A 26,885-nucleotide genomic window follows, 5' to 3' on the forward strand; every position below is an offset into this window, starting at 1 on the left:
GATGCCGGTGCCTGTTGACACACCGGCGCGGAGTTCCCGCGCAAGGCCTAGATGCTGCGCTGCGTCGGGCTGTTCGGCAGGGCCAGCTTGATCTCCGCCCGCAGGTCCTCGATGCGCGCGTACCCGGCGTACTGGCCGGTCAGCCGGTACATCTCGCGCAGCCGGTCCCAGGTCCGGTGCGAGGAGGTCTCGTTCATCGAGACCAGCGCGAGCCGGGCATAGCGGTCCGCCTGCTCCGGATCGTCGGCGATGAAACAGGCCGAGGCCATGGAGATGTAGTCGAAGATCTGCGAACGCTGGTGGCCGCCGGACCGCAGCCGCAGGGCCTCCCGGGCGTGCTGCTGGGCGATCGGTGCGGCCGTGGGGTCGTGTTCGGCGAGGGTGCGGAAGGCCAGGGCCTGCATGCCGTGCATGTCCGCCTCGTCGAAGTTCTGCATCCACGACGGCGGCGGGACGTCGCCCTTGTCCGACACGAACAGGTCCTCGGCCTCGCCGAGGGTGCGCCGCATCGCCTGCCCCTTGCCCATGGCGGCCTGCGCCCAGGCCTCGATGGTGTGCAGCATGGCGCGGGTACGGGGCAGGGTCTGCTCGCCGGAGCCGGACTGGGCCAGCTTCATGAGGTCCAGGGCCTCGTTGGGCTTGCCCAGGTGGACCATCTGGCGCGCGGCCCGCGACAGCGCCTCGCCGGCCCGCGGCCGGTCGCCGCCCTCGCGGGCCGCGTGCGCGGCGATGACGAAGTACTTCTGCGCGGTGGGTTCGAGACCCACGTCGTGGGACATCCAGCCCGCCAGCACCGCCAGGTTGGCCGCCACCCCCCACAGCCGCCGCTGGAGGTGGTCGGGGTGGTGGTAGGCGAGCATGCCGCCGACCTCGTTGAGCTGGCCGACCACGGCCTTGCGCTGCAGTCCACCGCCCCTGGAGGCGTCCCAGGCGCGGAAGACCTCCACGGAGCGCTCCAGCGCCTCGATCTCCAGGGAGCCGATGGGTGCGGCCTCGTAGCGGTCGTAGCCCGCCGGGTCGGCCTGGAAGGAGTCGCCGAACGGCTGGGGGTTCTTGGAGGGGGCGGGGTCGGTGTGCAGCCAGTCTTTCATGGCATGGGTGAGGGCGGAGCCGGCGGTGAGCGCGACACCCGCGCCCATCAGACCGCGACGGTTGAGCATGAGGTCCATTCCCGTGAATTCGGTGAGGACCGCGGCTGTGCGTTCGGGCGCCCAGGGCATTCCGTCGGGGTTCTCCTTCGCCCCGTCCGGCTGCCGTTTCGTGGTGCGCCGCTGCCGTACGAACCCGAGGTCCTCGATGGTCACGACACGACCGAGCCGCTCGGTGAACAGGGCTGCCAGTACGGTGGGCACCGGCTCGCGCGGGGTCTCCCCCATGTCGATCCAGCGCCGTACCCGCGAAGTGTCGGTGGCCAGCTGGTGGTGGCCCATGGCCGCCGCCTGCCGGTTGACCATCCTCGCCAGTTCGCCCTTCGACCAGCCGGCCAGGCCGAACAAGTCGTTCAGGCGGGTGTTTGGACCTTTGCTCACGTCAAGCCCCCAGGTTCTCGGCTGATTTGACAGTAGCCCGCCGTCAGTTGCCCAGCGACTATTCGCCAGGCTTCGCCACGGCACGCAAGATGGTCCGCCACCCAAGGCCGGGTGTCAGGTAGGAATGCGCCTCCCCGCCCCGGTCACCGGCGGAACTCCCCAGGGTGAAGTACGGGATCGGCGGGGCGGCGTACGCAACTCGTCGGCGCACGAAGGGATCCGTAACGCCATGTACGCAGCAACGTCCTCCGTGTCCGCCCCGGTCCGGCCGCACCGCACGCTCCAGGCGGGCGGCGGCCCCTACCTAGACCCCGGCCGCCAGGCGGCACCGGCGCAGGGCACCGTACGGGCGCGGCGGATGCCGGGGGCGGGATCACAGCCGCTCAGCGGAAGAATCGACCTCTCGGGACCGCAGGGTGCGCAGCTGCGCACCGCGCTCTCCTCGGTGCAGCGGATCTGTCCGGAGTTCGCGCCGGTACAGGTGCTGCGGCGCAGCGGACGGTCGGTCCTCCTGGTCGGGACGACAGGGCGGATGACCGCCGTGGCCAAGGTCTTACTGGACCACTCCCCGGAATGGCGCGAGCGGTACCGGCACGAAATAGCGTCGTACCGGACGTTCGTCCGGCACCGCCCGCCGGTCCGGGTGCCGCGGCTCATCGCCGCGGACCCCGAGAACTGCACGCTGGTGGTCGAACGGATGGCGGGCCGGGTCGCGGCATTGCAGCGGCACCCCGTGGAGGCTCCGCCCCGGGCCGACGTACGGGCCGCGCTGGGGGCGGTGTGCCGGGTCAACCAGTGGCGTCCGCCGGCCGATCTGTTCGGGGACCCGCTGAACTACGCGCAGCGGGTGGCGCGGTACCACGAGCTGGGACTGCTCACCGACCGGGATCTGGGTGACCTCCAGAAGCTGCTGTGCGGGCTGAAACTGGCCGGTGTGCAGCGGCAGTTCAACCACGGGGACGCCCTCCTGTCGAACCTGCTGCTGTCCCCGGCCGGGCCGGTGCTGCTCGACTGGGAGCACGCGGGCTGGTACCTGCCCGGCTACGACCTGGCCACGCTGTGGACGGTGCTGGGCGACGCCCCGGCCGCCCGCAGCCAGATCAGCCGGCTCGCCCAGTCGGCCGGTCCGGCCTCGCGGGACGCCTTCCTGGTCAACCTGATGCTGGTGCTGACCCGGGAGATCCGGATGTGTGAGACGGCGGTCCAGCGCTCGATGCTGGCGACCGCCCCGGCCCACCCCCTGCCGGCGGGCGCCCTGTCCTGCGGTGAGGAGCAGCGGCTGCTGCTGCGGCGCCTGCACGACGACTGCGGCATGGCCCGCAGGGCGGTACGCGCGGCGGTCGGGACCCGCTGACCCGGGCGGCCCGCACCCCGTACGAAAATCCCGTGGTGTACGCACTCGATGTGCTCACCACGGGATTTCGTGCGTTCGGGACCATCTCGCCACCCTTGCACGTGCCTTGACATCACATGATCCCCCGAACACCTTTTCTGACTCGGCATCAGAATTGTTGGAGCCGCCGTCCCGCCCTCCCGACCCCGCTGGAGCCCGCCCATGTCCGCAAGCCCCGAACCCGTGAAATCCGGTCCCGTACGCCCGGATCCCGAGCCGGCCGGTCCCCCTGCCCTCCCCTCCCGCCGCGCGGTCCTCGCCGGGGCCGGGGCGGGGGTGCTCGCCGCCGCCGTGCTGCCGCCGGCCGGCGCCCGCGCCGCGGAGGGGGTTCCGCTCGGCGAGTACGACGTCGTCGTGGTCGGGTCCGGGGCGTCCGGGATGACCGCCGCGCTCACCGCCGCCCAGCGGGGTCTGAGCGTGCTGGTGGTCGAGAAGGCGCCCACCTTCGGCGGGTCGGCGGCCCGCTCGGGCGCCGGGATCTGGCTGCCGAACAACTCGGTGATCCTCGCCGCGGGCGTGCCGGACACCCCGCAGAAGGCGGCGGCGTACCTCTCGGCGGTCGTCGGGCCCGGCGTACCGGCGGACCGGCAGGCGGCCTTCCTGGCGAACGGGCCGCGGATGCTCGACTTCGTGATGGCCAACAGCCCGCTGCGCTTCCGGTACATGGACGGGTACAGCGACTACTACCCGAACCTCCCCGGCGGGCTCGCGAACGGCCGGTCCATCGAGCCCGACCAGATCGACGGCAACGTCCTCGGCGCCGAACTGGCCCGTCTGAACCCGGCGTACATGCCGGTTCCGGCCGGCATGGTCGTCTTCAGCCAGGACTACAAGTGGCTGAACCTGGCGGCCGTGAACGCCAGGGGGCTCGCGGTGTCGGCGGAGTGCGTGGCGCGCGGCACCAAGGCCGCCCTCTGCGGGCAGAAGCCGCTGACGATGGGCCAGGCACTGGCGGCCGGCCTGCGGGCGGGGCTGATGCGGGCGGGGGTGCCGGTGTGGCTGAACAGCCCGCTGGTCGACCTGGTCCAGGAGGCGGGCGCGGTCACCGGTGTGGTGGTGGAGAAGGAGGGCGTACGGGGTGTCGTACGGGCCCGCAAGGGCGTGGTCATCGGCACCGGCGGCTTCGAGCACAACGCGGAGATGCGGGCGCAGTACCAGCAGCAGCCGATCGGCACCCAGTGGTCGGTGGGCGCCAAGGAGAACACGGGCGACGGGATCCGGGCGGGGCAGCGGGCCGGTGCGGCACTGGCGCTGATGGAGGACGCCTGGTGGGGTCCGTCGATCCCGCTGCCGGGCGAGCCGTACTTCTGCCTCGCCGAACGCACCCTGCCGGGCGGGCTGATCGTCAACGGCAACGGCTCCCGCTTCGTCAACGAGGCGGCCCCGTACAGCGACGTGGTGCACGTGATGTACGAGAAGGACCGGGGGGCGGCCGGCTCGCACATCCCGGCCTGGCTGATCGTGGACCAGAACTACCGCAACAAGTACCTGTTCAAGGACATCCTGCCGACGATCGTCTTCCCGGACTCGTGGTACGAGGCGGGTGCGGCGAAGAAGGCCTGGACCTGGGACGCGCTGGCCGGACAGATCGGGGTGCCCGCGGCCGCGCTGCGGGCGACGCTGAACCGGTTCAACGCGCAGGCCTGGAACGGCAGCGACCCCGACTTCCACCGGGGCGACACGGCGTACGACCACTACTACACGGACCCGGGGGTCACTCCGAACTCGTGTCTCGCCCCGATCTGGGCGCCGCCGTTCCACGCCTTCAAGATCGTGCCGGGTGACCTGGGCACGAAGGGGGGCATCGTCACGGACGCGAGGGCGCGCGCCCTGCGACCCGACGGCTCGGTGATCCGGGGCCTGTGGGCGGCGGGCAACGCGAGCGCGGCCGTGATGGGCCACAGCTATGCGGGGGCGGGCTCGACGATCGGCCCCGCGATGACGTTCGGCTACGTGGCGGCGAACGACATCGCGGACGTGTGACCGCCGGCGGCGCCTACCCCTGCTGGAACAGCTCGGCGGGGAGCGGCTTCAGGAGGGCGTAGAGGTCGTCGGTGATGGGCCGGTCCCAGCTGGCGATGGTGACCAGCACGTTGTCGCTGCGGTCGAACTGCACGCAGCTGATCCGGCCCTCGGAGAGCTTGACCTTGCGGACGATGAGGAGGTTGTCGCCCTGCATGACGGGGCAGTCTTCGATGCCGGTGACCTCGACGTCCTCGTCGTTCTCAAGGGCGTCGAGGAGCTGGGCCACCTCGAAGGGGACCTGGCCCTCGGCGAGCTCCCGGGCCGGGGAGCCCTCGGGGAGGTTGCCGATGATCATTGCGGGGCCGCGTCCACCGAACAGGTCGTAGCGGAGAAAGACGCCCTGGCAGCTGCCGTCGGGCGCCGGCAGCAGCCCGGCCCCGAGATTGCCCGGCCAGTCCCCCGGGTCCATGGCCAGAACGTCGAATTCCGGGCCGGCGGGTGTGGCGGCGCGGTTGCGGCGGAGGAAGGACATGCCGCCATGGTACGTGCCCGCCCGGCATTTCCGGCCCCGGGCCCCGCCCCTGCGCCCCGGCGCCCCCGAGCCCCCGCCCACCCCCGACGGCGGACCCTCCGCGCCCGTCCCCGACTCCCGACGCGGGCCGGGGCCAGGGCCCGGACGTCGGACCCGGGGCCTCGGCGCCGGGGCCGGGCGGGCGGCTCAGGCCGGGCGGGCCACGGGCTTCGGAAAGCCCGCCGGACTCCGTCCGGGGGATCCCGAGCCTCGCCGGCCCGCGCGGCCGGAGTGGGCCGCGCGGGTGAGAGCGAAGCCCGTGCGTCTGCCGGGCCGCCCGCACCGGCCGGGCCGGGCCCCGGTCACGGCCCGCCGGGAGGGGGCCATCGTCTCGAAGGTCTGCGGGACCGCGTCCACGGCGATCTCCGTGTCGACCGGGACCGGCGTCCCCGTCGTGGACTCCGCCTCCCGCCGGTGCACCGCCGGCTCGATGGTCTGCATGCGCAGCCAGAAGCCGCCCGTGTGCTCCGCGGAGTCCACCGGCCACGTCTAGCCCGGCACGCCCGGCCCGAGCTCCCGGAAGAGGGTTTCCGGCTGCCGCGCGCCCTGCGCGAACCAGTCAGCCGGCGCCTGCGGCACCGGCCCCCGGCTCGGCGCGGTCTCCGGCTCGGCCAGGCCGCCCGTACCACCGGGTCCTGCAGGAAGGGTTCCGGATCCCGCGCGGGATCCGGTCTGCTGATCGTGCTGGGGGAGGCGGTCGCCCAGATGGTGGCCGCCGCGTCGCAGGTGGAGTGGGATGCGGCGCTCTACGGGGTCGGCACCGGCGCGTTCCTGCTGCTGTTCCTGCTGTGGGCGCTGTCGCTGCGGCACGGGGCGGACGGGGTGCCGCTGCTGGAGTGGGACGTGCTCCCGGCACGGCTGATCCTGGTGCTGCACTGCTTCGTGGCGGGCTCGGTGGCGGCGCTGGCGGCCGCACTTGGCAACTCGGTGGAGTACACGGACCATCCGGTGCCCGAGTCGGTGCGGTGGCTGATGTGCGGGAGCCTCGGGGTGTACCTGGCGATCGCGGGGGTGGCGGCGGCCTCCTCGGGCCGCGGGCGCGCGCGACGCTGCTGCGGGTGGGGCCTTCCCCGGCGGTCGTGCTGGTGGCGGGGGCGGTGGCCCGGGAGGCCACCGCCGTACAACTGGTGTGGCTGCTGGTGCTGGCGGCCGCGTGGCCGCGGGTGGTGATCGAACGCCGGGGAGGCGGGTAGGCTCCTCGGCTTCCGGCCGGCGGAAGGGGGAACGGCGATGACGACGAGGTGGACGAGGCTGCTGGGCGGCCCGCTCGCCGCGGTGGTGGCGGTGCCGGTGCTCGGTGCGTGCACCGCGGAGGCCGGCGGCGCTCCGCGCGCCGCCCCGTCCACCGCGCCGGGGCACGGTCGGCTGACGGGGCCGTGCACGGTGCACAGGGAGACCGACCCGGTCTCCGCCAGGTTCCCCGAGCTGGGGCCGGTCGCTTCGACCGCCTGGTGCGGCATGCAGCCGAGTTCCGGTGCACGGGTGCCCGGTCCCACGGACGTGCGCCTGTTCGGGGTGCTCACGCCGCAGGATGCGGCCGCTGTCCGCATGTACCTCGACGATCCGTCGTACGCCTTCGCGCCGGCCACCCCCGAGGACGTGCCGGCAGAGATCCGCAGCGTGCTGCCGGCCGACGCCCGGTGGCTGTCCAGCAGGAAGTTCGACACCCTGGTCGGCGGCGGCCGGGACGACGGGGACTTCTACTTCGACCGGGCGTCGGGCCAGGTCGTGTTCGACTGCATGAACCCGCGCCGCAAGGACGGCGGTCCTGCCTCCCCGGCGGCCTCCGGGTGAACAGGCGGAAGGGCCGGGCACCCTGCGGGATGCCCGGCCCTTTCCCGTGCCGTCCGCGTCCGGCCGGCGGCGGCCGGCCGTGCTCGGGCCGGGTCCCGCTAGGTCAGGTCGAACTCGCCGCCCTGGGCGCCCAGGACGAACTTGCGCCACTCGTCCGGTGCGAAGATCAGCGAGGGGCTCTCGGGGCGTTCGCTGTTGCGCATCGCGATGAACCCCTCGACGAAGGCGATCTGGACGTCTCCCGCTCCCCGGCTGCTCGACTGCCAGTCTGCCTTGCTGAGATCGAGGTCCGGCTTGCCCCAGCCGGCCAGAGGCTGCGAAATCATGCTCTCGGCCACGTGCGTGCTCCTCCCGGTACGTCGTGGGGCCAGAGTAACCATCGCAGGGGGTGCCGCACAGGCCACGGTGAGTCACCCGTGGCCGGTCCGGCACCAGGCCTCGCGGAGCGCTTCCGTTCAGGAACTCGGCTCCTCCGCCCCCACCAGCCACATCGCGAAGAACTGCGCGCCGCCGCCGTACGCGTGGCCCAGGGCCCGGCGGGCGCCCGGAACCTGGTGCTCACCGGCCCGGCCGCGCACCTGGAGGGCCGCCTCCGCGAATCGGATCATGCCCGAGGCGCCGATGGGGTTCGTGGACAGCACCCCGCCGGAGGGATTCACCGGGAGGTCGCCGTCGAGTGCGGTGACCCCTGCCTCGGTGAGTTTCCAGCCCTCGCCCTCCTCGGCGAAGCCCAGGTTCTCCAGCCACATCGGCTCGTACCAGGAGAACGGGACATACATCTCCACGGCGTCGATCTCCCGCCGGGGGTCCGTGATCCCGGCCTGCCGGTAGACGTCGGCCGCGCAGTCCTTGCCCGCCTGCGGGGAGACGAAGTCCTTGCCCGCGAAGAGCGTCGGCTCGCTGCGCATGGCCCCGCCGTGCACCCAGGCCGGCGGCCTCGGCGAACGGGCCGCGCCCGCCCGGTCGGTGAGGACCATCGCGCAGGCCCCGTCCGAGGAGGGACAGGTCTCGGAGTACCGGATCGGATCCCACAGCATCGGCGAGGCCTGGACCTTCTCCAGGGTGATGCCGTGCTCGTGCAGGTGCGCGTACGGGTTCTTCAGCGCGTTGCGGCGGTCCTTGTACGCGACGAGCGAGCCGACCGTGTCGGGCGCGCCGGTGCGCCGCATGTACGCGCGCACGTGCGGGGCGAAGAACCCGCCAGCTCCCGCCAGCAGGGGCTGTTGGAAGGGGACGGGCAGCGACAGGCCCCACATGGCGTTGGATTCGGACTGCTTCTCGAAGGCCAGGGTCAGGACGGTGCGGTGGACCCGGGCCGCGACGAGGTTCGAGGCGACGAGGGCGGTGGAACCGCCGACCGAACCGGCCGTGTGGACGCGGAGCATGGGCTTGCCGACCGCACCGAGGGCGTCCGCCAGGTAGAGCTCCGGCATCATCACGCCCTCGAAGAAGTCGGGGGCCTTGCCGATGACGACCGCGTCGATGTCCGCCCAGGTCAGCTCGGCGTCGGCGAGGGCGCGCGCCGCGGCCTCGCGGACGAGCCCCGCGATGGAGACGTCGTGGCGGGCGGCGACGTGCTTGGTCTGGCCGATGCCGACGACGGCCACCGGCTCCTTCCCCGGTGTGCCCGCTGTGCTCATGCTCGGTCCCCTTCCAGGACGGCGACCAGGTTCTGCTGGAGGCAGGGGCCGGAGGTGGCGTGCGCGACGGCCCGGTCCGACTCGCCCCGGTGGATCCGGGCGGCGGCCTCGCCGATCCGGATCAGGCCGGCGGCCATCACCGGGTTGGCGGCGAGCGCCCCGCCCGACGGGTTAACGGCGACGTCCGCGCCGATTCCCAGCGCCTTGCGCAGGATCACCTCCTGGGAGGAGAACGGCGCGTGCAGTTCCGCCGTGTCCACCGGGCGTTCGAAGACTCCGGCGCGCTCGGCGGCGATCCGGGTGGACGGGGAGTCGGTGAGGTCGCGCAGGCCCAGCCCGTGGGCCTCGATCCGGTGGTCGATGCCGGTGATCCAGGCGGGCCGGGCGCACAGCCGCCGCGCGTTGTCGCCCGCGGCGAGGACGACGGCGGCGGCGCCGTCGCCGATGGGCGGGCAGTCGCCCGTACGGAGCGGCCGGACCTGGTAGTCGCCCTGCGGGACGGTGCCGCCGAGCTGGGCGTGCGGGTTGGCCCCGGCGGCGGCCCGGCTGCGGGCGCCGACGGCGGCGAGGGCGTCCTCGTCGGTCTCGCCCGCGTCGATCAGGGCCTGCGCCTGGAGGGCGGCGAGGGCGACCGAGTCGGGCCAGAGGGGCGCGAGGTAGTACGGGTCGAGCTGCCGGGTCAGGACGTCGCGTACCGAACCCGGCGAGGACTTGCCGTACGCGTAGACGAGCGCGGTGTCGGCTTCGCCGGTCTGGATCTTGACCCAGGCCTCGTACAGGGCCCAGGCGCCGTCCATCTCCACGTGCGACTCGGAGATCGGCGGCCAGGCGCCGACCCCGTCGAGGGTCATGGTGAAGGAGAAGGCCCGTCCGGCGAGGTAGTCGCTGGATCCGGAGCAGGTGAAGCCGATCTCGCCGGCCTTCAGGCCGGTCTGGGCCAGCACCTGGTGCAGGACCGGCATGACCATCTCGACTTCGCTGAGTTCGTCGGTGCGGCGCAGGTGGTCGCTCTGCGCGAAGGCGACGACGGCGACGTCACGGGCGGGTCCGGTCCGGGGCATCAGATGAGCTCCTTGTACGCGTCGTAGTCCGCGTCCGGCTCGCCGGTGGGGCGGTAGTGGTCGGGGTGGCGGCCGCCTTCCGTCCACACGGGTTCGACGCGCAGGCCCATGCGGACCTGGTCGTACGGGATGCCGCCGATCCGGCCGTGCAGGGCGAGGTCGGCGCCGTCGAGGGCGATGTGGGCGTAGACGTAGGGGACTTCGATGGCGTCGTTCATGGCGTTCCGGGCCTTGATGTTGACGATGCAGTACGTGGTGACCGTGCCGGCCGGACCGACCTCGACCTGGTCCGTGGTGGCGACCCCGCAGGTGGGGCAGGCGCCGCGCGGCGGGACGTACACCTTGTGGCAGGAGGGGCAGCGCTCGCCGACGGTCCGCTGCTCGGCGAGGGCGTTGATGTATGCGGTCTGGGCGCGGCCGGGGCTGTACGTGTAGTCGAGGCGGGCCGCCGCGACGATGCCGGTGACGGCGTCGGCGAACTGTCCGTCGTGCGGGGTGGCCTTCGCGGCTTCCGGGCTGTCGTGGGGCTCGAAGCAGGCGATGTCCCTGATGGCCCCGGTGCGCTCCCCGGCCCAGCGGATCCGTACCCGCATGCCGGTGTGGACGGCCTCGGGCCCGGGAGCGTCGAGGGCGTGCAGGATCGCGGTGTCCGCGCCGTCGAGGCGGACGAGGACCCAGGCGAAGGGGGTGCCGAGGGGCTGGTTCGGGCGCGGTGCGCCGTTCCAGGCCCAGGTGGTGACGGTCCCGGTGGCGCCGACCTCGACGAGCTCGCGGATCTCCTCGGCGGTGGTGGGGTCGTACTCGACGGGCGGGACCATCACCTTCCCGTCGGCTGTCCTGACGCCGAGGACGACGCGTTCGCGCAGTCCGGTGAGGAAGGCGCTCTGGACGGGCCCGAGGGAGCGGGTGAAGGGGAACTCGACGACGAGGGGGGCGCGAAGCACTTCGGGAGGGGACGCGGCTGCTGTCATGAGCGGCTCTCCGATGTTCGGAACGGTCAAAAACACGTACACATCCGGCCCGGCTACTCCCGCCGGTACACGGCCGGCCTCTTCTCCGCGAACGCCCGCGCGCCCTCTTTGGCGTCCGCCGTGTCGAAGACCGGCCACCCGCGGACGAGTTCCGCGGCCAGCCCCTCCGTCTCCGTCATCTCGGCGGTCGCGTAGACCGAGGCCTTGACCGCCTCGACGGCGAGCGGCCCGCACGCGTTGACCTGTTCGGCGATCTCCAGGGCCTTGGCCAGCGCGGCCCCCTCGGGGACGACCTGCCCGACCAGCCCGATCCGCGCCGCGTCCTGCGCGGAGTACGGCCGGCCGGTCAGCAGCATCTCCAGGGCGTGCGTCCGCGGGATCTGCCGCGGCAGCCGTACCGTCGAGCCGCCGATCGGGAACAGGCCCCGCTTGACCTCGAAGAGCCCGAAGGTGGCCCCCTCGCCCGCGACGCGGATGTCGGTGCCCTGCAGGATCTCGGTCCCGCCGGCCACGCAGTACCCCTCCACCGCCGCGATCACGGGCTTGCGCGGCCGGTGGTGGCGGAGCATCGCCTTCCAGTGCAGGTCGGGGTCGGCCTTCAGCCGGTCGCGGTACCGGTCGCCCGCCAACCCCTTCCCGGCCAGCGCCTTGAGGTCCATCCCGGCGCAGAAGTCCCCGCCCGCGCCCGTCAGGACCACCGAGCGGATCGTGTCGTCGGCGTCCGCTTCCAGCCAGCCGTCGTACAGCCCCACCAGCAGCGGAAGCGAGAGCGCGTTCTTCGCCTCGGGCCTGTTCATGGTGAGCACCAGCGTGGCGCCGTGGCGCTCCACGGTGAGGTGTTCCGTCCCACCCATTGCCGTCCTCCCGTCTCAAGACCTAGAACAGGTTGCAGGAGGGCCCGGTGCAGTTCAATAGTTTTCTGACACACAGTCAGATTTCTTGGAGCGCGCCCTTCCCACTTGGGCCGAGCGGCGCTCTAATGACCGCCGGGAAGAGCGGCCATGGGCCCGCAACGGGAAACCCCGGGGTGAGGAGGAACGGTGGAGTACAACCTTGCCGACCTGTTCGAGTCGGTCGTCGACGTGGTCCCGGACCGCGAGGCCCTTGTGTACGTGGACCACCCCGGGACCGGCGCCGAGCGCCGCCTCACGTACGCCGAGCTGGACGCCGCGGCGAACCGCATCGCGCACCACCTGCTGGACAGCGGCCTGACGGCGGGCGAGCACCTGGGCCTGCACCTGTACAACGGCATCGAGTACCTCCAGACCGTCCTGGCCTGCCTGAAGGCCCGCCTCGTACCGGTGAACGTCAACTACCGGTACGTGGAGGAGGAGCTGGTCTACCTCTACGACGACGCCGACCTCGCGGCGCTCGTCTTCGAGGGCGAGTTCACGGGGCGGGTGGCCGCCGCCCTTCCGCAGACGCCGAAGCTGCGCCACCTGATCCGTGTCGGGGCGGCTCCCGAGGGCGTCCCGGAGCCCTCGATCGCGCCCGTTGCGTACGCGGACGCCGAGGCGGCCGGCTCGCCCGCGCGCGGCTTCGCGCCCCGCTCGCCCGACGACCTCTTCATCATCTACACGGGCGGAACCACCGGCATGCCGAAGGGCGTGATGTGGCGCGCGGAGGACCTGTTCTTCGCGGGTCTCTTCGGCGGCGAGCCCTCGGGCGAGCCGGTGAAGCGGCCCGAGGAACTGGCCGAGCGGGTGGCGGCGCGCGGCGCCGGACTCACCTTCTTCCCCGCTCCCCCGCTGATGCACGGTACGTCGACGCTGACCTCGTTCATCGCCTTCAACTACGGCCAGCGGGTGGTGATCCACCGCAAGTACGTGCCGGAGGAGGTGCTCCGCACGATCGAGAAGGAGAAGGTGTCGAGCGTGTCGCTGGTGGGCGACGCGATGCTCCGGCCGCTGATCGACGCCCTGAACGGCCCCCTCGCCGGGACCGACCTGTCCTCGCTGTTCAGCGTCTCCTCGTCCGGGGCGATCATGTCGGAGACGGTGCGGGCCGAGTTCCGGCGGCTGGCGCCGAACGTGCTCCTCCTGAACAACTTCGGGTCCTCCGAATCCGGTTCGAACGGCAGGGCTGCCGACGACTCGGGCCCCGGGAAGGGCTTCCGCCTCCTGGTCAACGACCGTACACAGGTGGTGGATCCGGTGACGCACGAACCCGTGGCGGTGGGGGTTCCGGGACGGCTCGCGCAGCGCGGCCACGTCCCGCTCGGCTACTACAACGACCCCGCGAAGACCTCGGAGACGTTCTTCCGGAAGGGCTCCGAGCGGTGGGTGCTGCTCGGGGACATGGCGACGGTGGACGAGGAGGGCATCGTCACGGTCCTCGGGCGCGGCTCGCAGTGCATCAACACGGGCGGCGAGAAGGTCTATCCGGAGGAGGTCGAGCAGGCGCTGAAGTCCCACCCGGACGTGTACGACGCCCTGGTCGCCGGGGTGCCGGACGCCAAGTGGGGCAACCACGTCGCCGCGGTGGTCCAGGTCCGGGCGGGGGCCCCGGAGCCGAGCCTGGAGGAGATCCGGAGCCACTGCCGGACCAGGCTCGCGGGGTACAAGATCCCGCGTCAGCTGGTCATCACCCCGGCCATCCAGCGCTCCCCGAGCGGCAAGGCGGACTATCGCTGGGCGAAGTCGGTGGCGACGCAGGCGGACGCGGACGCGGACGCGCACACGGGCACGGACACGGACACGGCGCACTGATCCCGCGGGGCCGCGGAGGAAGCCCGCGGGTCCCACGGGGCCTGCGGGTTCCGGCTACAGCTGGGAGCGCAGTTCGGCGGTCAGGGTGCGGGTCCAGGCGACGAGCTCGTCGCGGTCCGCGCCCCGGCCCAGCACGCCGGCCTGCTCGTCGGTGAGCTGCACCGGGCCGGGATCTTCGAGCAGGAGGGTCACCTCGTCCAGCAGCCCGGCCAGGCGGCGGGCGCCGGAGGCGCTGAGCCGTACCGATACCGCGGGGTCGATGACGGACATCGCCGCCGCCTCCCTTCACGCCTCGGGGTCGCGTCTCGTGCGGCCGGGGCATCTCCTTCGACCGTACGCCGTCGGCCGGGCGGCCGCCTGCCGCCCGGCCCGCACCCCCGGCGAGCCCGCGGTGCTCAGGACCCGGTGGCCAGGAAGCGCTCCACGCGGGCGGCGAACCACTGCGGGTCGTCCAGCCAGGGGAAGTGCGCGCCGCCCGCCTGGACGTCGGCGGCGCCGTGCGGGAAGAGCGCCGCGAGTCCGGCGGCCACGGCGGGGGTGGGGTTGCTGTCGAGCTCCCCGGCCAGCACCAGCACCTCGCCGGCGACACGGCGGAGCCCGGCCCGCGTGGCGGGCGGGTCGAACGCACCCGGGCCGGCGAACGCGGCGCCCGCCGCCGCGTTCTTCTCACCGTCGCTCGCGGCGAGGTGGGCGCGCGCCGCCTCGTCCCAGCGCCCGTACGCGAGGGGCATCACCTGGCGCCAGTCGGCCGGGGTGGGCGGGGTGGCGGCCGCCAGGATCCGCTCGTAGGCAGCGATGGCGGTGTCGTAGGGCTCGCTGCCCGAGCGCACCCGGACCACTTCCAGGCGCTGTTCCGGGGTCGCGTCGAGGTCCACGGCCCAGCAGGTCGGGGTGACGAAGACCAGGCGGCGCAGGCGGTCGGGGTGCGCCGCCGCGTACAGCTGGGCGAGGTTTCCCGCGGCCGAGTGGGCCAGCACGTCCATGCGCTCCAGGCCGAGGTGGACCCGGAGAGCCTCGACGTCGGCGACCTGGTGGTCGACCCGGTAGGTGGACTCGTCCGCCGGGACCGCCGAGTCGCCCGTACCGCGCAGGTCGAGGAGGATCAGCCGGCGGCCGGCCGTCAGCCCGCCCAGGTCGCCCAGGTATGCGGAGGCCCGCATGGCGCCGCCCGGGAGGCAGACGAGCGGCTCGCCCTCGCCCCGGACGTGGTAGACGAGTGCGGTTCCGTCGTAGGTGTTGAAAATCGGCATGGGCCCATCCCATCATGCGATCACTCGTTCGAGTCATTGATTTAGCCGCCGGGCTGAGGCAATCTACCGAATGATCGGTCGGTTGGCGGCTCACGATGAGGTGACGGCATGACGGCGCACGCGGATGTCCACGACGAAGGCGAACGGCTGAGCAGCGACGAGCTGGCCGCGCTCCAGCTGAGGCGGCTGCGCGCCACCCTGAGCCGCGCCTACGACCGGGTGCCGCACTACCGGCAGGCCTTCGACAAGGCCGGCGTGCACCCCGACGACTGCCGCTCCCTCGCCGATCTCTCCCTGTTCCCCTTCACCACCAAGGCCGACCTGCGCGACCAGTACCCCTTCGGGATGTTCGCCGTGCCCCGCTCCGAGGTGCGCCGCATCCACGCCTCCAGCGGCACCACGGGCCGCCCCACCGTCGTCGGGTACACCGACGGGGACCTCTCCACCTGGGCGGACGTCGTGGCCCGCTCGATCCGGGCGGCGGGCGGCAGACCGGGCCAGGTCGTGCACATCGCCTACGGGTACGGCCTGTTCACCGGTGGCCTCGGCGCGCACTACGGTGCGGAGCGGCTCGGCTGTACGGTCGTCCCCGCGTCCGGCGGGATGACCGACCGCCAGGTCCGGCTGATCCAGGACTTCCGGCCGGAAATCATCATGGTCACCCCCTCGTACATGCTCACGTTGCTGGACGAGATGGAGCGCCAGGGGATCGACCCGCGCGGCACCTCGCTGCGCACGGGCATCTTCGGCGCGGAGCCCTGGACCGAGGAGATGCGCCGGGAGATCGAGCAGCGGCTCGACATCGACGCGGTGGACATATACGGCCTGTCCGAGGTGATCGGCCCGGGTGTGGCGCAGGAATGCGTGGAGACGAAGGACGGCCTGCACATCTGGGAGGACCACTTCTACCCGGAGATCGTCGACCCGTTCACCGGGGAGGTGCTGCCGGAGGGCGAGTCCGGGGAGCTGGTGTTCACCTCGCTCACGAAGGAGGCCATGCCGGTCATCCGCTACCAGACCCGGGATCTGACCCGGCTGCTGCCCGGTACGGCCCGGCCGGCCTTCCGGCGCATGGAGAAGGTGACCGGGCGCAGCGACGACATGATCATCCTGCGCGGGGTCAACCTCTATCCGACCCAGATCGAGGAGATCCTGCTGCGGACGGCGGGCCTGGCCCCGCATTTCCAGCTGCGGCTGACGCGGGAAGGCCGGATGGACTCCCTGACCGTACGGGTGGAGGCGCGCCGGGAGGCGGATGCCGGGCAGCGGGAGTCGGCGGCCGCCGCCGTGGTCCGTGCGGTCAAGGAGGGCATCGGGGTCTCCGTGGGGGTGGAGGTGGTCGACCCGGAGACGCTGGAGCGCTCGGTGGGCAAGATCAAGCGACTGGTGGACCTCCGCGAAGACCGGTAGGGCGCACCCTGTCGCGCGTGCGCGTCCTCGAAACCACCCCTTCGGGCCTACTTCGGGGGAGCCTCCGAGAGCCGGCGGGTCCGTCCGGGTAGTCCATGAGGCGTGACCTCGATCTTCCGAAAGCTCCACGACCGGCTCCAGGCTTCCCAGGCCGGACTGGCGTGGAGCCGGGGGCGGGAGATGGAGCTCATGCACCGGGCCATGGGTTTCGCCGCCCTCGGATTCCTGACCCTGGTGCCGCTGCTGGTCGTCGTCGCGGCCGCCGCCCCCGGCAGCGGTTCCGGCTTCGGACGCTGGCTCGGCCAGGCCCTCGGGGTCACCGCGTCCTCGCGGGCCCGCGTCGAGATGCTGTTCGGCGCGGCCGACCTGGCGCTTGAGCGGACCACGGCCTTCGGGCTCGCGGCCCTCGCCGTCTTCGGTCTGACCTTCGGATCGGCCGTGCAGACCGGGTACGAGAAGGTGTGGGACCTGCCCACAGCCCGCTGGCACACCATGTGGCGGCACGTCGTCTGGCTCGCCCTGCTGGTCTGCTACCTCGGGCTGCTCGTCGAGATCCCCCCGCCGTCGGACGACGCGCTCGGCACGATCCTGGGCACCGCCGGCGATCTCGTCGGCACCTGCCTGTTCTTCTGGGGCTCGCAGCGGCTGCTGCTCGGCGGCCGGGTCCGCTGGCAGGCCCTGCTGCCGGGGGCGGTGGCGACCAGCCTGGGCCTGCTCGGCCTGCGGGTCTTCTCCCAGCTGGTGTTCTCACCGCTGATCGCGTCCAACGCCGTCACGTACGGCCCTTTCGGCACGCTGCTGGTCGTGCAGTCCTGGCTGGTCGGCGTCGGCTTCGTCGTCTACGGCGGCGCCCTGGTCGGCCGCCTCGTCCACGAACACCTCGTCCGCCGTCGCCTCCGGAACACCGGGCTGCTGCCCGAATGAGGAGCCGGCTCAGGCGAGGCGCAGGCCGAGGTACGCCCCGTCCGGCAGGTGGCACGCGTCCCGCTCCCGCAGACGTCGACCGGCACGGTGACCACGGAACGTGGAGCGGAACGGACCACACGCTCGATTACTGGCGCCGCTGCCCGAGGACACAGAACTCGTTGCCTTCGGGGTCGGCCAATACGACCCACGATTGATCACCCTGGCCGATGTCGACACGCTGTGCGCCATGAGCCACCAGACGAGCCACCTCGGCGTCCTGGTCGTCAGGCCTGAAGTCGAGATGCAGCCGGCTCTTGGCCTTCTTGCTCTCGTCAATCCGGACGAAGTCCAGCCCCGGCAGGCGGTCGGGCTCCGGCCGGATCTCGAACTCCTCATCAGAGGAGTGGACCACAACCCATCCAAGAGCCTCGGCCCACCACTGTCCCAAGGCCACCGGATCTGCCGAGTGGACAATTACCTGTTCCCATTCCAAGGTCATCCGCCGAGCGCAGCCCTGCCGGGGTGGCAGTGACCAGTAAGCTTCCCTCGTGCACAGCGACCTGACGCTGAGTCATATATTCACGGGAGAGTTCACTGCCGGCGACGAGTCCGGCCACCACCACCAGATCGCCCATCACTGCAGGAACCCGCGTCCACGCCACTACCGCTCCTGCGGCCCGAACCGGTCCCGCAGTTCGCGTTTGAGGACCTTGCCGCTGGCGTTGCGCGGGAGGGCGTCCACGAACAGCACCCGCTTGGGGGCCTTGAAGTGGGCCAGCCTCTCCCGCGCGTACGCCAGCAGCGCCGCCTCCGTCACCTCTCCGCGCGGCACCACGAACGCGGTCACGGCTTCGATCCACCGCTCGTCGGGCAGTCCCACCACCGCCGCCTCGGCCACCCCCGGGTGGGTGTACAGCGCGTCCTCGACCTGCCGGGAAGCCACCAGAACACCGCCCGAGTTGATGACGTCCTTCACCCGGTCGACGACGGTGAAGTACCCCTGCGCGTCCCGGACCGCGAGGTCTCCTGAGCGGAACCAGCCGTCCCGGAACGCCTTCTCCGTCGCCTCCGGGGCGTTCCAGTAGCCCAGGCAGAGTTGGGGTGAGCGGTACACCACTTCGCCCGCCGTGCCGTCCGGCACGTCCACGCCGTCCTCGTCGACGATCTTCGCCTCGACGTGCCGGACCGGCCGCCCGCACGAATCCATCCGCCCCTCGTGCTCGTCCGGCCCGAGGACGGTGGCCAGCGGCCCGATCTCGCTCTGGCCGAAGCAGTTGTAGAAGCCGAGTGCGGGCAGCCGCGCCCGCAGCCGCTCCAGGACGGGCACCGGCATGATCGAGGCCCCGTAGTACGCCTTGCGCAGCCCGCCCAGTTCGCGGCGCCCGAAGTCCGGGTGGTTGGCGAGCCCGATCCACACCGTGGGCGGCGCGAAGAGGCTGTCCGCCCGCCCCTCCTCCACCAGGCCGAAGATCTCCTCGGCGACCGGCGCGTCCAGGATCGTGTTCTGCGCGCCCACCGCCAGGTACGGGAGGAGGAAGACGTGCATCTGCGCCGAGTGGTAGAGCGGCAGCGAGTGCACGGGGCGGTCCGTCTCGGCCAGGTCCAGTGCCTCGATCGCGCTCTCGTACTCGTGGACCAGCGCCTTGTGCGTCATCATCGCGCCCTTGGGCAGCGCGGTGGTCCCCGAGGTGTAGAGCAGCTGCACCACGGCGTCCGGATCGCGGTCCGCCGCGAAGGGCAGCGGGCCGGCGAGCTCCGCCAGGAAGGAGCCGGGCGCGTCGCGCAGCGGCCGTACGGCATGGCCCTGCGGGATCCGCCCGGCCAGGTCCGGGTCGGCGAGGACGAGCGCGCTCGTGCAGTCGTCCAGTACGTACGCGAGGTCCTCGCCGGTGAGGTTCTGGTTGACCGGAACGTGTGTGAGCCCGGCACGGGCGCAGGCGAGGAAGGCGAGGAGATAGGCGTCGCAGTTGTGGGCGAAGGTCGCAACCCGGTCGCCTTCGGCCAGTCCGTACCGCTCCCGCAGGACGGCGGCGCCGGTGGAGACGGCGGCGTCGAGCTCCGCGTACGTCCAGGTCCGCTCCCGGTAGCGGACCGCAACCCGGCCGGGGACCCGCAGTGCGCTGTCGCGCACCAGCCCGTCGACCGTGTTCCGCCGCACCGATCGCCCCGTCGCCTGCCCCGTCTGCGCTGCCGTCATGGCGCGATCCTCGTCTCCGCACACACCCAAGGTCAACAACCGGGATACCGAACAGGATGTTGACGGATCGTCAGGGCGCCTGCATGAGTGTGGGGCACGCAAGCACCGCCTGTATCACGGGCAACCAGGCTCATCCGCAGGCTACTTGGGAGGCAGGTTGTTTTTCCGTACCCGCCCGCTGCTCCGGCGCGCCGCCCTCATCGGCGCCGCCGTGCTCGCGGCCACCGCAGCGGCCCCGCAGGCCTCGGCCACGACGGCCGCCGCCTACCGGGGGCCGTCCGGCGGCGGCCTGTCCGCCGTCATCCGGTACACCGAGAACGGCATTCCGCACATCCTGGCCCAGGACTACGCGCACCTCGGATTCGGTACCGGCTGGGCCCAGGCCGCCGACCAGGTCTGTGTGCTCGCCGACGGGTTCGTGACCCTGGCCGGCGAGCGATCGCGCTGGTTCGGCGCCGACGCGGCGCCCGACGGCTCGCTGTCCTCCGCGACCCGGAACCTCTCCAGCGATCTGTACTTCAAGGGCGTCCGCGAGTCCGGCACGGTCGAGAAGCTCCTCGCCACGCCCGCTCCGGCCGGCCCCACGCGGGACCTCAAGGAGCTGATGCGCGGCTGGGCCGCCGGGTACAACGCCTGGCTCGCCCAGAACGAGATCAGCGACCCGGCCTGCAAGGGCGCCGCCTGGGTGCGCCCGGTCACCGCCCTCGACGTGGCCTCCCGGGGCTTCGCCGTCTCGGTGCTCGGCGGCCAGGGGCGCGCCGTCGACGACATCACCGCGGCGCAGCCGCCGGGCCCGGCGGCCGGTACGGCAGCCGACGGGCCGGCCGCAGGAGCGGCCGGTACTGCGGCTGCTGCGGAAGCCGACCCGGCCACGACCGCCGAGGCCGCCCGGGTCTTCTTCGACACCGGCCGCTACGACATGGGCTCCAACGCGGTGGCCTTCAGCGGCTCCACCACGGCGAGCGGGCGCGGCCTGCTGCTCGGGAACCCGCACTACCCCTGGCAGGGCGGCCGCCGGTTCTGGCAGTCGCAGCAGACCATACCCGGCGAATTGAACGTCTCCGGCGGTTCCCTGCTGGGCACCCCCGTGGTGAACATCGGCTTCAACGAGAGGGTGGCCTGGAGCCACACCGTGGCCACCGGAACCCCCGTCGACCTCCACCAGCTCACCCTGGACCCGGCCGACCCGACCGCCTATCTGGTCGACGGCAGGCCGGAGAAGATGACGCAGCGAAGGGTCAGCGTCCAGGTGGCGGGCGGCGCTCCCGTCACCCGCACCCAGTGGTGGACCCGCTACGGGCCCGTGGTCCCCGGCCTCGGCCCGGGCCTGCCGCTGCCCTGGACGGCCGGCACGGCGTACGCGTTGAACGACCCGAACGCGGCGAACCTGCGCGGCTCCGACACCGCCCTCGCCATGGGCAAGGCCCGCACCGTCGCCGGGATCCAGGACGCGCTGAAGCGCACGCAGGGCCTGCCCTGGGTCAACACGGTCGCCGCGGACTCGGCCGGCGGCACGCTGTTCACCCAGTCGCAGGTGCTCCCCCGGATCACCGACGAGCTCGCCGCCCGCTGTTCCACCCCGCTCGGCAGGGCCACGTACCCGGCGTCCGGGCTCGCGGTCCTCGACGGCGCGCGCGGTGACTGCGCGCTCGGGTCGGACCCGGACGCGGTGCAGCCGGGGGTGTTCGGCCCGGGGAGAGCGCCGACGCTGCGCGACGCCCCGTACGCCGAGAACTCCAACGACAGCGCCTGGCTGGCCAACGCCGACCGGCCGCTGGCCGGGTACGAGCGGGTCTGGGGCAGTACGGGCACCTCGCGGTCGCTGCGCACCCGAGGCGCCCTCGAAGACGTGGCGGCGATGACCGCGAAGGGCCGGCTGACCGTGGCCGATCTGCAGAAGCAGCAGTTCGCCGACCGGGTACCGGCCGGCGACCTGGCGGCGGCCGACGCGGCGAAGGCCTGCGCGGCCCTGCCCGGCGGCGCGGCCACCGGGAGCGACGGCCGGGCTGTGGACGTCTCGGCGGCCTGCGCGGTGCTGGCCGGCTGGGACCGTACGGCGGACACGGGGAGCCGCGGCGCGCTGCTCTTCGACCGGTTCTGGCGACGGCTCACGGCGGGCACGGCCGCCAAGGACCTGTGGCTGGTCCCGTTCTCGGCGACCGATCCCGTACGCACGCCCCGTACGCTCAACCAGGCGGCGCCCGGGATCGGGCGGGCGCTCGCGGACGCGGTCGCGGAACTGACGGCGGCGGGCATCGCCCTGGACGCGCCGCTCGGCGAGCACCAGTTCGTGGTGCGCGGCGGGCAGAAGCTGCCGGTGCCGGGCGGCACCGAGGCCCTGGGCGTGTGGAACAAGATCGAGGCGCCGTGGAACGCGGCGGCCGGCGGGTATCCGGAGGTCGTGCACGGCTCCAGCCACATCCAGGCGGTCGGCTGGGACGGCGGCCGCTGCCCGGTGGCGCGCACCCTGCTGACGTACGGCCAGTCATCGAACCCGGCCTCGCCGCACTACGCCGACCAGACCCGGCTGTTCTCCCAGGAGCGGTGGGTGACCTCGCGGTTCTGCGAGCGGGACATCCTCGCCTCACCGCAACTGGAGGTGGTCCGGCCGCGCGAGCGCCGCTGACTCGAAGATCCCGGCCCGCGGGTGGGTTTCCCCGGCCGCGGGAACCGGTGACGGTTCCCGCGGCCGGGGCAACCCCGAGCGGACTACCAGAAGATGACGGCGTACCCGTTGCCGCCGTCGGTCCCGGGGTCGCCCGGCCCACCCGTGTTCTCATAGCCCTGGCCGCCAGCGCCGCCGTTGCCTCCGACGACGGTCGAGGGCGGCGTGGCGACGATGCCGTCGACGGCTCCGCCGCCGATGCTGCCATAGGCGTCCAGTCCGCGCCGGGTCAGGCCGCCCGTGCGGCAGCTGCTGCCGGTGCCACCGGCGCCGGGCGTGCCGGGCGCGCCGTCGGCGGAGGTGCCGCCACCGCCACCGCCGCCGCCACCGCCTCCGGTGGCCGTGACGAGGATGTCGCCCTGGATCGAGGCCAGGGTGGTGGACGTACCCGCGGCACCCGAGGTGCCCGCAGTGCCGCCCGCGCCGCCTGTGCCGCCCGGCCCGCCGTTGCCGTGGAGGCCTCCGTCGCCGAGGACCACCGTGTAGCTCTTCGACGGCTTCACCGGGATGGCGCACCAGACGAAGCCGCCACCGCCGCCGCCACCGCCGCTGCCGCCGTCACCGTCGTTCGGCGCGCTGCCGCCGCCACCGCCACCGCCGCCGCCACCGCCGGCCCCCCAGGCCTGGATGAACACCGAGGTGACGCCCTTCGGCGGGACGAAGGTCCCGTCCGAGCTGAACTCCTGGAGTCCGTGCACGACCTTGGGATCCGCCTTGTGGGCGGATTCGCCCTTGCCCAGGTCGTCCCGGCGGCCGTTGTCCCCGCGCCCCTCGTCCCTGCGGGAGTCTTCGTCGCCGAAGGGGTCGTCGTGGTCCGGCGGCGGCTCCAGCAGGTTGACACCGGAGGCGGGTGAGCGGCCCGCACGGTCTCCGTCGGCCTGGGCCATCGGGGACATCACGAGCAGCTGGCCTGTGACGGCGGCCGCCGTGACGGCCGCGACGGCCAGGGACCGGCGGCGGGAGCCGCGGGAGCGGCGGGAGGTGGTACTCGCGTTCATGGCTTCCTTCCTCCCCCGGCCGCGCAGGCCGGAGGAGCGCGGTGAGACGGCAGACTGAATCGGACGTTCGAAGTCCGCCGCCCATCTCACCCAAGCCCCCACGGGCCCCACCGCAGGCACGGCCGTCGCTTAGCCCGGCCGGACCGCAAGGTTGCGCTGCTCAGCCTAGAGCCGGTCACACGGCCCGTTCGTGCCCCTCCCAGTACGGATCGCGCAGCCGCCGCTTGTACAGCTTGCCGTTCGGGTCGCGCGGCATGGTCTCGATGAAGTCGACCGACTTCGGGCGTTTGAAGCCGGCCAGGCGGCGCTCGCAGTGGTGCAGGATCTCCGCGGCGAGTGCGTCCCCGGCCGCGAAGCCCTCGGCGGGTTCGATGACCGCCTTCACCTCCTCGCCCCAGTCGGCGTGCGGTATCCCGAAGGCGGCGGCGTCGGCGACCGCCGGGTGGGTGAGCAGGGCCGACTCGATCTCGGCCGGGTAGATGTTCACCCCGCCCGAGATGATCATGTCGATCTTCCGGTCGCGCAGGAAGAGGTAGCCGTCCTCGTCCATCAGCCCGAGGTCGCCGACCGTGAAGAAGTCGCCGATACGGTTCTTCTTGGTCTTGCCCTCGTCCTTGTGGTACCTGAAGCCGCCGGTGTTCATCTTGAGGTAGACGGTGCCGAGTTCGCCGGGCGGCAGCCGGTTGCCGTCGTCGTCGAAGATGGCGAGCTCGCTGATCGGCCAGGCCTTGCCGACCGTTCCCGGCTTCTTCAGCCAGTCCTCGGCGGTGGCGAACGCGCCGCCGCCCTCGCTGGCCGCGTAGTACTCCTCCACGCACGTGCCCCACCAGTCGATCATCGCCCGCTTGACGTGGTCCGGGCAGGGCGCAGCCCCGTGGATCGCGTGCCGCATCGAGGAGACGTCGTACGCGTCCTTCGTCTCCTGCGGGAGCGCGAGGAGCCGGTGGAACTGCGTCGGGACCATGTGGGTGTGCGTGCAGGCGTGGCCGTCGATGAGCCGCAGCATCTCCTGCGGGGTCCAGCGGTCCATCAGGACCAGCGGGTGCCCGATGTGCAGGGCCGCGCCCGCGAACTGGAGGACGGCGGTGTGGTAGAGCGGCGAACAGACCAGGTGCACGTTGCCGTCGAACGGGCGGATGCCGAAGATCCCGAGGAAACCGCCGAGGTACGTCTCCTCCGGGAGCTTGCCGGGGAGCGGGCGGCGGATGCCGCGCGGGCGTCCGGTGGTGCCGGAGGTGTAGTTCATGACCCAGCCGAGGGTGCGCCCGTCGGGCGGTGTCCCGGGCCGGCCGTCGAGGAGTTCGGCGTACGGACGGAAGCCGGCGACAGCTCCGACCGCGTAGCGGTGGCTCGCGGGCAGGCCCGCCTCGTCGGCCGCGGCGGTGGCGGCGTCAGCGAAGCGCTCGTGGGCGATGAGGACCTTGGCGCCTGAGTCGGAGACGATCCAGGCGATCTCGGGGCCGACGAGGTGGTGGTTGACCGGGACGAGGTAGAAGCCGGCCTGGGAGGCGGCGAGGTAGGCGGTGAGGAACTCGACACCGTTGGGGAGGACGACGGCGAAGACATCGCCCTTCTCCAGCCCGGCGGCGCGCAGCCCGTGGACGAGGCGGTTGGCGTCGGCGTGCAGCCGGCCCGCGCTCCACTCCTCCCCCTCGGGGGTGATCAGTACGGTGCGCTCGGGGTCGGCCGCGGCCTGGGCCCAGAATCCTCCCCCGGACTTCGTCCGGGGGGACCCCCACGGAGGCTGGTCGTTCATCTGCTCACACCTCTCGGGTTCGGCCGGCTATGCGGTTGATGCGGTCGATGGCGCGCTCGAAGCCCGCGGTGAGCTCGTCGAAGACGGCCCGGACGCTGCGTTCGGAGTTCATCCGGCCGACGATCTGGCCGACGGGGGTGCCGAGCAGCGGCCCCACCTCGTACTTCTGGATCCGCGAAACGGCCTCGGCGACGAGCAGGCCCTGGAGCGGCATCGGGAGCGCGCCGGGGCCGTCAGGGTCGTCCCAGGCGTCCGTCCACTCGGTGCGGAGCTGGCGGGCGGGCTTGCCGGTGAGGGCGCGGGAGCGGACGGTGTCTCCGGAGCCGGCCGCGAGCAGCTTCTCGGTGAGGGCGCGGGAGTGCAGGTCGGCCTCGGTGGTGGTGAGCCAGAGGGAGCCGAGCCAGACGCCCTGGGCGCCGAGGGCCAGGCCGGCGGCGATCTGCTCGCCGCTGCCGATGCCGCCGGCGGCGAGGACGGGCAGCGGGGCCACGGCCTCGGCGATCTCGGGTACCAGGACCATCGTGGCGATGTCGCCGGTGTGGCCGCCGGCCTCGTAGCCCTGGGCGACGACGATGTCGATGCCGGCTTCGGCGTGGCGGCGGGCGTGCTTGGCGCTGCCGGCGAGGGCCGCGACGAGCACGCCGTGGTCGTGGGCGCGCGCGATCACGTCCGCGGGCGGGGAACCGAGGGCGTTCGCCAGGAGTTTGATGGGGTAGTCGAAGGCGACGTCGAGCTGGCACCGGGCGACCTGCTCCATCCAGCCGGTGATCCGCCAGCCGGAGGCCTCTCCCTCGGCGAGCTCGGGGACGTGGTGCTTGGCGAGGGTGTCCCGGACGAAGGCGCGGTGCCCGGCCGGGATCATCGCCTCGATGTCGGCCTCGCTGACGCCGTCGACGGCCTTCTTGGCGGGCATGACGACGTCGAGGCCGTACGGCTTGCCGCCGGTGTGCTCCTGCATCCAGTCGAGATCGCGTTTGAGGTCGTCGGGGGCGGTGTAGCGGACGGCGCCGAGGACGCCGAATCCGCCCGCTCGGGTGATGGCCGCGGCGACCGCCGGAAAGGGCGTGAAGCCGAAGATGGCGTGCTCGACTCCCAGTTTCCTGCTCAGCTCCGTCTCCATGGGCGGCAGCATGCCGCAGCGCGGCGGCCGAGGGAAGAGGTTTCCTGATGGATCGTCAGATTCTTTACGGGCCCGTCGGTGCAGGGCCCGCCGTGCCGACGGGCAGATACTTCGGGAGGGTGCGGCGGTGGACGGGAGGACCGGTCATGGAGGACCAGGGGACGGCAGACAGGAGGGTCGCCGCAGGAGAGGCCGCGACCCCCCTCAACGGAGCCGGGAACGAGCCCCCGGCCGAAGCACGAACCCGCGGCGGCCGGACGGGGCCGGGGCCCGGGGCCGGGGCCGGGGCCGGGGCCGGGGTCGAGACGGAAGTCGGGGCCGGAGCCGGAGCCCGCGCCGGAGCCAAAGCCGCACGCGGGGCCGAGGTCGGGGTCGAACCCGAGGCCGGGGCCGGGGCCGGGGCCGGGGCCGGGGCGGGGCGTGGGGCCGGGGATCGGGCCGACGCCACGGGCCGCAGTGGTGGGGCGGGCGGGGACCGCGCACGCTGCGAGCCGGGGGCGCAGACGGGCGTGTTCGGGCCGGGGCTGAGCCGGCGGCGGGTCGGGGCCCGGTTGCTGGCGCTCGGCGGAGTGCTCGTCCTGCACGCCGCGCTGCCCGGGGCCGCGGGGGCCGCCGGGAACCCGGCCGAGCGGCGCGCACTCCAGGGCCTGCGGCTCCGCTACGGGTCCGCACGCCAGGCGGGACTGGTCGAGAAGCACCTTGAGGCGGTGGCCGACGAGGCCCGGCGGTTCCTCGGCCCCTCCCCCGAGCACCCTTACTACGCCGGGGCCGTGGTGCTCGCCGGCCGGGGCCGCACGATCGCCCTGCACCGCGCGATGGGCGAGGCCGTCCGGTACGCGGACTACGACGGCCGCACCGACCGGGTCCGGGAGTTCCCGGCGGCAGAGCGCATCCCGATGGCCGAGGACACCGTCTTCGACCTGGCCTCGCTGACCAAGCTGTTCACCTCGC

At 72.9% G+C, this 26,885-nt stretch carries 23 protein-coding genes and 1 pseudogene; 9 read left to right on the plus strand and 15 right to left on the minus strand.

Annotation, left to right across the window (positions count from 1 at the left end):
* Nucleotides 1-47 precede the first annotated feature (47 nt).
* On the minus strand, nt 48-1,529 hold the full coding sequence (locus ABTY04_RS24030; protein ID WP_352215427.1) for a DNA-binding protein NsdB: 1,482 nt from the start codon (nt 1,527-1,529) through the stop codon (nt 48-50).
* A 229-nt stretch (nt 1,530-1,758) separates the two neighbouring features.
* Between ABTY04_RS24030 and ABTY04_RS24035 the strand changes: the two genes are divergently transcribed.
* Both ABTY04_RS24035 and kstD read left to right on the plus strand, forming a co-directional pair.
* Nucleotides 1,759-2,883, plus strand: coding sequence for an aminoglycoside phosphotransferase family protein (locus ABTY04_RS24035; RefSeq protein WP_352215428.1), 1,125 nt, complete (start codon nt 1,759-1,761; stop codon nt 2,881-2,883).
* Nucleotides 2,884-3,084: 201 nt separating this feature from the next.
* Nucleotides 3,085-4,905, plus strand: coding sequence for a 3-oxosteroid 1-dehydrogenase (gene kstD / locus ABTY04_RS24040; RefSeq protein ID WP_352215429.1), 1,821 nt, complete (start codon nt 3,085-3,087; stop codon nt 4,903-4,905).
* A 13-nt stretch (nt 4,906-4,918) separates the two neighbouring features.
* Here the strand turns inward: kstD and ABTY04_RS24045 are convergent, their stop codons facing one another.
* Nucleotides 4,919-5,419, minus strand: coding sequence for a hypothetical protein (locus tag ABTY04_RS24045; protein WP_352215430.1), 501 nt, complete (start codon nt 5,417-5,419; stop codon nt 4,919-4,921).
* Between the two features lie 186 nt (nt 5,420-5,605).
* The gene (locus tag ABTY04_RS24050; protein ID WP_352215431.1) at nt 5,606-5,938 is read right to left on the minus strand and encodes a hypothetical protein; all 333 of its coding nucleotides are present in this window, start codon (nt 5,936-5,938) and stop codon (nt 5,606-5,608) included.
* A 201-nt stretch (nt 5,939-6,139) separates the two neighbouring features.
* On the opposite strand from ABTY04_RS24050, the gene ABTY04_RS24055 reads away from it, so the two are divergent.
* Nucleotides 6,140-6,628 (plus strand): low temperature requirement protein A, encoded by a 489-nt coding sequence (locus ABTY04_RS24055; RefSeq protein WP_352215432.1) that lies wholly within the window; start codon nt 6,140-6,142, stop codon nt 6,626-6,628.
* Between the two features lie 60 nt (nt 6,629-6,688).
* A complete protein-coding gene (locus ABTY04_RS24060; protein WP_352215433.1) occupies nt 6,689-7,252 on the plus strand; it encodes a hypothetical protein in 564 nt (187 codons plus the stop codon).
* A 98-nt stretch (nt 7,253-7,350) separates the two neighbouring features.
* On the opposite strand, the gene ABTY04_RS24065 is transcribed toward ABTY04_RS24060, so the two are convergent.
* The 5 genes from ABTY04_RS24065 to ABTY04_RS24085 all read right to left on the minus strand — a co-directional run bounded on the left by ABTY04_RS24065 (nt 7,351) and on the right by ABTY04_RS24085 (nt 11,778).
* Nucleotides 7,351-7,590, minus strand: coding sequence for a DUF397 domain-containing protein (locus tag ABTY04_RS24065; protein WP_352215434.1), 240 nt, complete (start codon nt 7,588-7,590; stop codon nt 7,351-7,353).
* A gap of 117 nt (nt 7,591-7,707) precedes the next feature.
* Entirely contained in the window at nt 7,708-8,892 is a 1,185-nt protein-coding gene (locus ABTY04_RS24070) for a thiolase family protein (RefSeq protein ID WP_352215435.1), read from the minus strand.
* Nucleotides 8,889-9,953, minus strand: coding sequence for a thiolase family protein (locus ABTY04_RS24075; RefSeq protein ID WP_352215436.1), 1,065 nt, complete (start codon nt 9,951-9,953; stop codon nt 8,889-8,891). The genes ABTY04_RS24070 and ABTY04_RS24075 overlap by 4 nt, the downstream gene beginning before the upstream one ends.
* A complete protein-coding gene (locus tag ABTY04_RS24080) occupies nt 9,953-10,924 on the minus strand; it encodes a Zn-ribbon domain-containing OB-fold protein (RefSeq protein ID WP_352215437.1) in 972 nt (323 codons plus the stop codon). The genes ABTY04_RS24075 and ABTY04_RS24080 overlap by 1 nt, the downstream gene beginning before the upstream one ends.
* 53 nt (nt 10,925-10,977) lie before the next feature.
* On the minus strand, nt 10,978-11,778 hold the full coding sequence (locus ABTY04_RS24085; protein WP_352215438.1) for a crotonase/enoyl-CoA hydratase family protein: 801 nt from the start codon (nt 11,776-11,778) through the stop codon (nt 10,978-10,980).
* A gap of 186 nt (nt 11,779-11,964) precedes the next feature.
* Between ABTY04_RS24085 and ABTY04_RS24090 the strand changes: the two genes are divergently transcribed.
* Entirely contained in the window at nt 11,965-13,632 is a 1,668-nt protein-coding gene (locus ABTY04_RS24090; protein WP_352215439.1) for an acyl-CoA synthetase, read from the plus strand.
* Between the two features lie 54 nt (nt 13,633-13,686).
* Here ABTY04_RS24090 and ABTY04_RS24095 read toward each other — a convergent pair whose 3' ends face one another.
* Both ABTY04_RS24095 and ABTY04_RS24100 read right to left on the minus strand, forming a co-directional pair.
* Entirely contained in the window at nt 13,687-13,902 is a 216-nt protein-coding gene (locus ABTY04_RS24095; RefSeq protein WP_352215440.1) for a hypothetical protein, read from the minus strand.
* Nucleotides 13,903-14,027: 125 nt separating this feature from the next.
* Nucleotides 14,028-14,882, minus strand: a complete 855-nt coding sequence (locus tag ABTY04_RS24100) for an alpha/beta fold hydrolase (RefSeq protein WP_352215441.1) — start codon at nt 14,880-14,882, stop codon at nt 14,028-14,030.
* Between the two features lie 108 nt (nt 14,883-14,990).
* Between ABTY04_RS24100 and paaK the strand changes: the two genes are divergently transcribed.
* A complete protein-coding gene (paaK, locus tag ABTY04_RS24105) occupies nt 14,991-16,292 on the plus strand; it encodes a phenylacetate--CoA ligase PaaK (RefSeq protein WP_352215442.1) in 1,302 nt (433 codons plus the stop codon).
* A gap of 102 nt (nt 16,293-16,394) precedes the next feature.
* On the plus strand, nt 16,395-17,216 hold the full coding sequence (locus ABTY04_RS24110; RefSeq protein ID WP_352215443.1) for a YhjD/YihY/BrkB family envelope integrity protein: 822 nt from the start codon (nt 16,395-16,397) through the stop codon (nt 17,214-17,216).
* Nucleotides 17,217-17,343: 127 nt separating this feature from the next.
* Here the strand turns inward: ABTY04_RS24110 and ABTY04_RS24115 are convergent, their stop codons facing one another.
* Together ABTY04_RS24115 and ABTY04_RS24120 are read right to left on the minus strand one after the other, a co-directional pair.
* Nucleotides 17,344-17,697: a VOC family protein gene (locus ABTY04_RS24115; RefSeq protein ID WP_352215444.1), complete on the minus strand. Its 354-nt coding sequence runs from the start codon at nt 17,695-17,697 to the stop codon at nt 17,344-17,346.
* A 162-nt stretch (nt 17,698-17,859) separates the two neighbouring features.
* Nucleotides 17,860-19,395, minus strand: coding sequence for a fatty acyl-CoA synthetase (locus ABTY04_RS24120; RefSeq protein ID WP_352215445.1), 1,536 nt, complete (start codon nt 19,393-19,395; stop codon nt 17,860-17,862).
* A 157-nt stretch (nt 19,396-19,552) separates the two neighbouring features.
* Here ABTY04_RS24120 and ABTY04_RS24125 point away from each other — a divergent pair, with 157 nt between their 5' ends.
* On the plus strand, nt 19,553-22,021 hold the full coding sequence (locus ABTY04_RS24125; protein WP_352215446.1) for a penicillin acylase family protein: 2,469 nt from the start codon (nt 19,553-19,555) through the stop codon (nt 22,019-22,021).
* Nucleotides 22,022-22,104: 83 nt separating this feature from the next.
* Here the strand turns inward: ABTY04_RS24125 and ABTY04_RS24130 are convergent, their stop codons facing one another.
* From ABTY04_RS24130 to ABTY04_RS24140, 3 genes are all read right to left on the minus strand, one after another.
* A complete protein-coding gene (locus ABTY04_RS24130) occupies nt 22,105-23,058 on the minus strand; it encodes a hypothetical protein (RefSeq protein WP_352215447.1) in 954 nt (317 codons plus the stop codon).
* Nucleotides 23,059-23,233: 175 nt separating this feature from the next.
* A complete protein-coding gene (locus tag ABTY04_RS24135) occupies nt 23,234-24,814 on the minus strand; it encodes an acyl-CoA synthetase (RefSeq protein ID WP_352215448.1) in 1,581 nt (526 codons plus the stop codon).
* A gap of 4 nt (nt 24,815-24,818) precedes the next feature.
* Nucleotides 24,819-25,934 (minus strand): NAD(P)H-dependent flavin oxidoreductase, encoded by a 1,116-nt coding sequence (locus ABTY04_RS24140; protein ID WP_352215449.1) that lies wholly within the window; start codon nt 25,932-25,934, stop codon nt 24,819-24,821.
* 146 nt (nt 25,935-26,080) lie between these two features.
* Between ABTY04_RS24140 and ABTY04_RS24145 the strand changes: the two are divergent.
* Nucleotides 26,081-26,885, plus strand: a pseudogene (locus tag ABTY04_RS24145) (hypothetical protein); the annotation flags it as partial.

It is taken from the genome of Streptomyces sp. NPDC097981, assembly GCF_040302565.1.
GTDB lineage: Bacteria > Actinomycetota > Actinomycetes > Streptomycetales > Streptomycetaceae > Streptomyces.

Coding starts and splice junctions, on each gene's coding strand:
- ABTY04_RS24070 (WP_352215435.1), bottom strand. CDS start 8,892: ATGAGCACAGCGGGCACACCGGGGAAGGAGCCGGTGGCCGTCGTCGGC.
- ABTY04_RS24045 (WP_352215430.1), bottom strand. CDS start 5,419: ATGTCCTTCCTCCGCCGCAACCGCGCCGCCACACCCGCCGGCCCGGAA.
- paaK (WP_352215442.1), top strand. CDS start 14,991: ATGACGGCGCACGCGGATGTCCACGACGAAGGCGAACGGCTGAGCAGC.
- ABTY04_RS24130 (WP_352215447.1), bottom strand. CDS start 23,058: ATGAACGCGAGTACCACCTCCCGCCGCTCCCGCGGCTCCCGCCGCCGG.
- ABTY04_RS24135 (WP_352215448.1), bottom strand. CDS start 24,814: ATGAACGACCAGCCTCCGTGGGGGTCCCCCCGGACGAAGTCCGGGGGA.
- ABTY04_RS24060 (WP_352215433.1), top strand. CDS start 6,689: ATGACGACGAGGTGGACGAGGCTGCTGGGCGGCCCGCTCGCCGCGGTG.
- ABTY04_RS24095 (WP_352215440.1), bottom strand. CDS start 13,902: ATGTCCGTCATCGACCCCGCGGTATCGGTACGGCTCAGCGCCTCCGGC.
- ABTY04_RS24080 (WP_352215437.1), bottom strand. CDS start 10,924: ATGACAGCAGCCGCGTCCCCTCCCGAAGTGCTTCGCGCCCCCCTCGTC.
- ABTY04_RS24075 (WP_352215436.1), bottom strand. CDS start 9,953: ATGCCCCGGACCGGACCCGCCCGTGACGTCGCCGTCGTCGCCTTCGCG.
- ABTY04_RS24140 (WP_352215449.1), bottom strand. CDS start 25,934: ATGGAGACGGAGCTGAGCAGGAAACTGGGAGTCGAGCACGCCATCTTC.
- ABTY04_RS24085 (WP_352215438.1), bottom strand. CDS start 11,778: ATGGGTGGGACGGAACACCTCACCGTGGAGCGCCACGGCGCCACGCTG.
- ABTY04_RS24120 (WP_352215445.1), bottom strand. CDS start 19,395: ATGACGGCAGCGCAGACGGGGCAGGCGACGGGGCGATCGGTGCGGCGG.
- ABTY04_RS24115 (WP_352215444.1), bottom strand. CDS start 17,697: ATGACCTTGGAATGGGAACAGGTAATTGTCCACTCGGCAGATCCGGTG.
- ABTY04_RS24100 (WP_352215441.1), bottom strand. CDS start 14,882: ATGCCGATTTTCAACACCTACGACGGAACCGCACTCGTCTACCACGTC.
- ABTY04_RS24035 (WP_352215428.1), top strand. CDS start 1,759: ATGTACGCAGCAACGTCCTCCGTGTCCGCCCCGGTCCGGCCGCACCGC.
- kstD (WP_352215429.1), top strand. CDS start 3,085: ATGTCCGCAAGCCCCGAACCCGTGAAATCCGGTCCCGTACGCCCGGAT.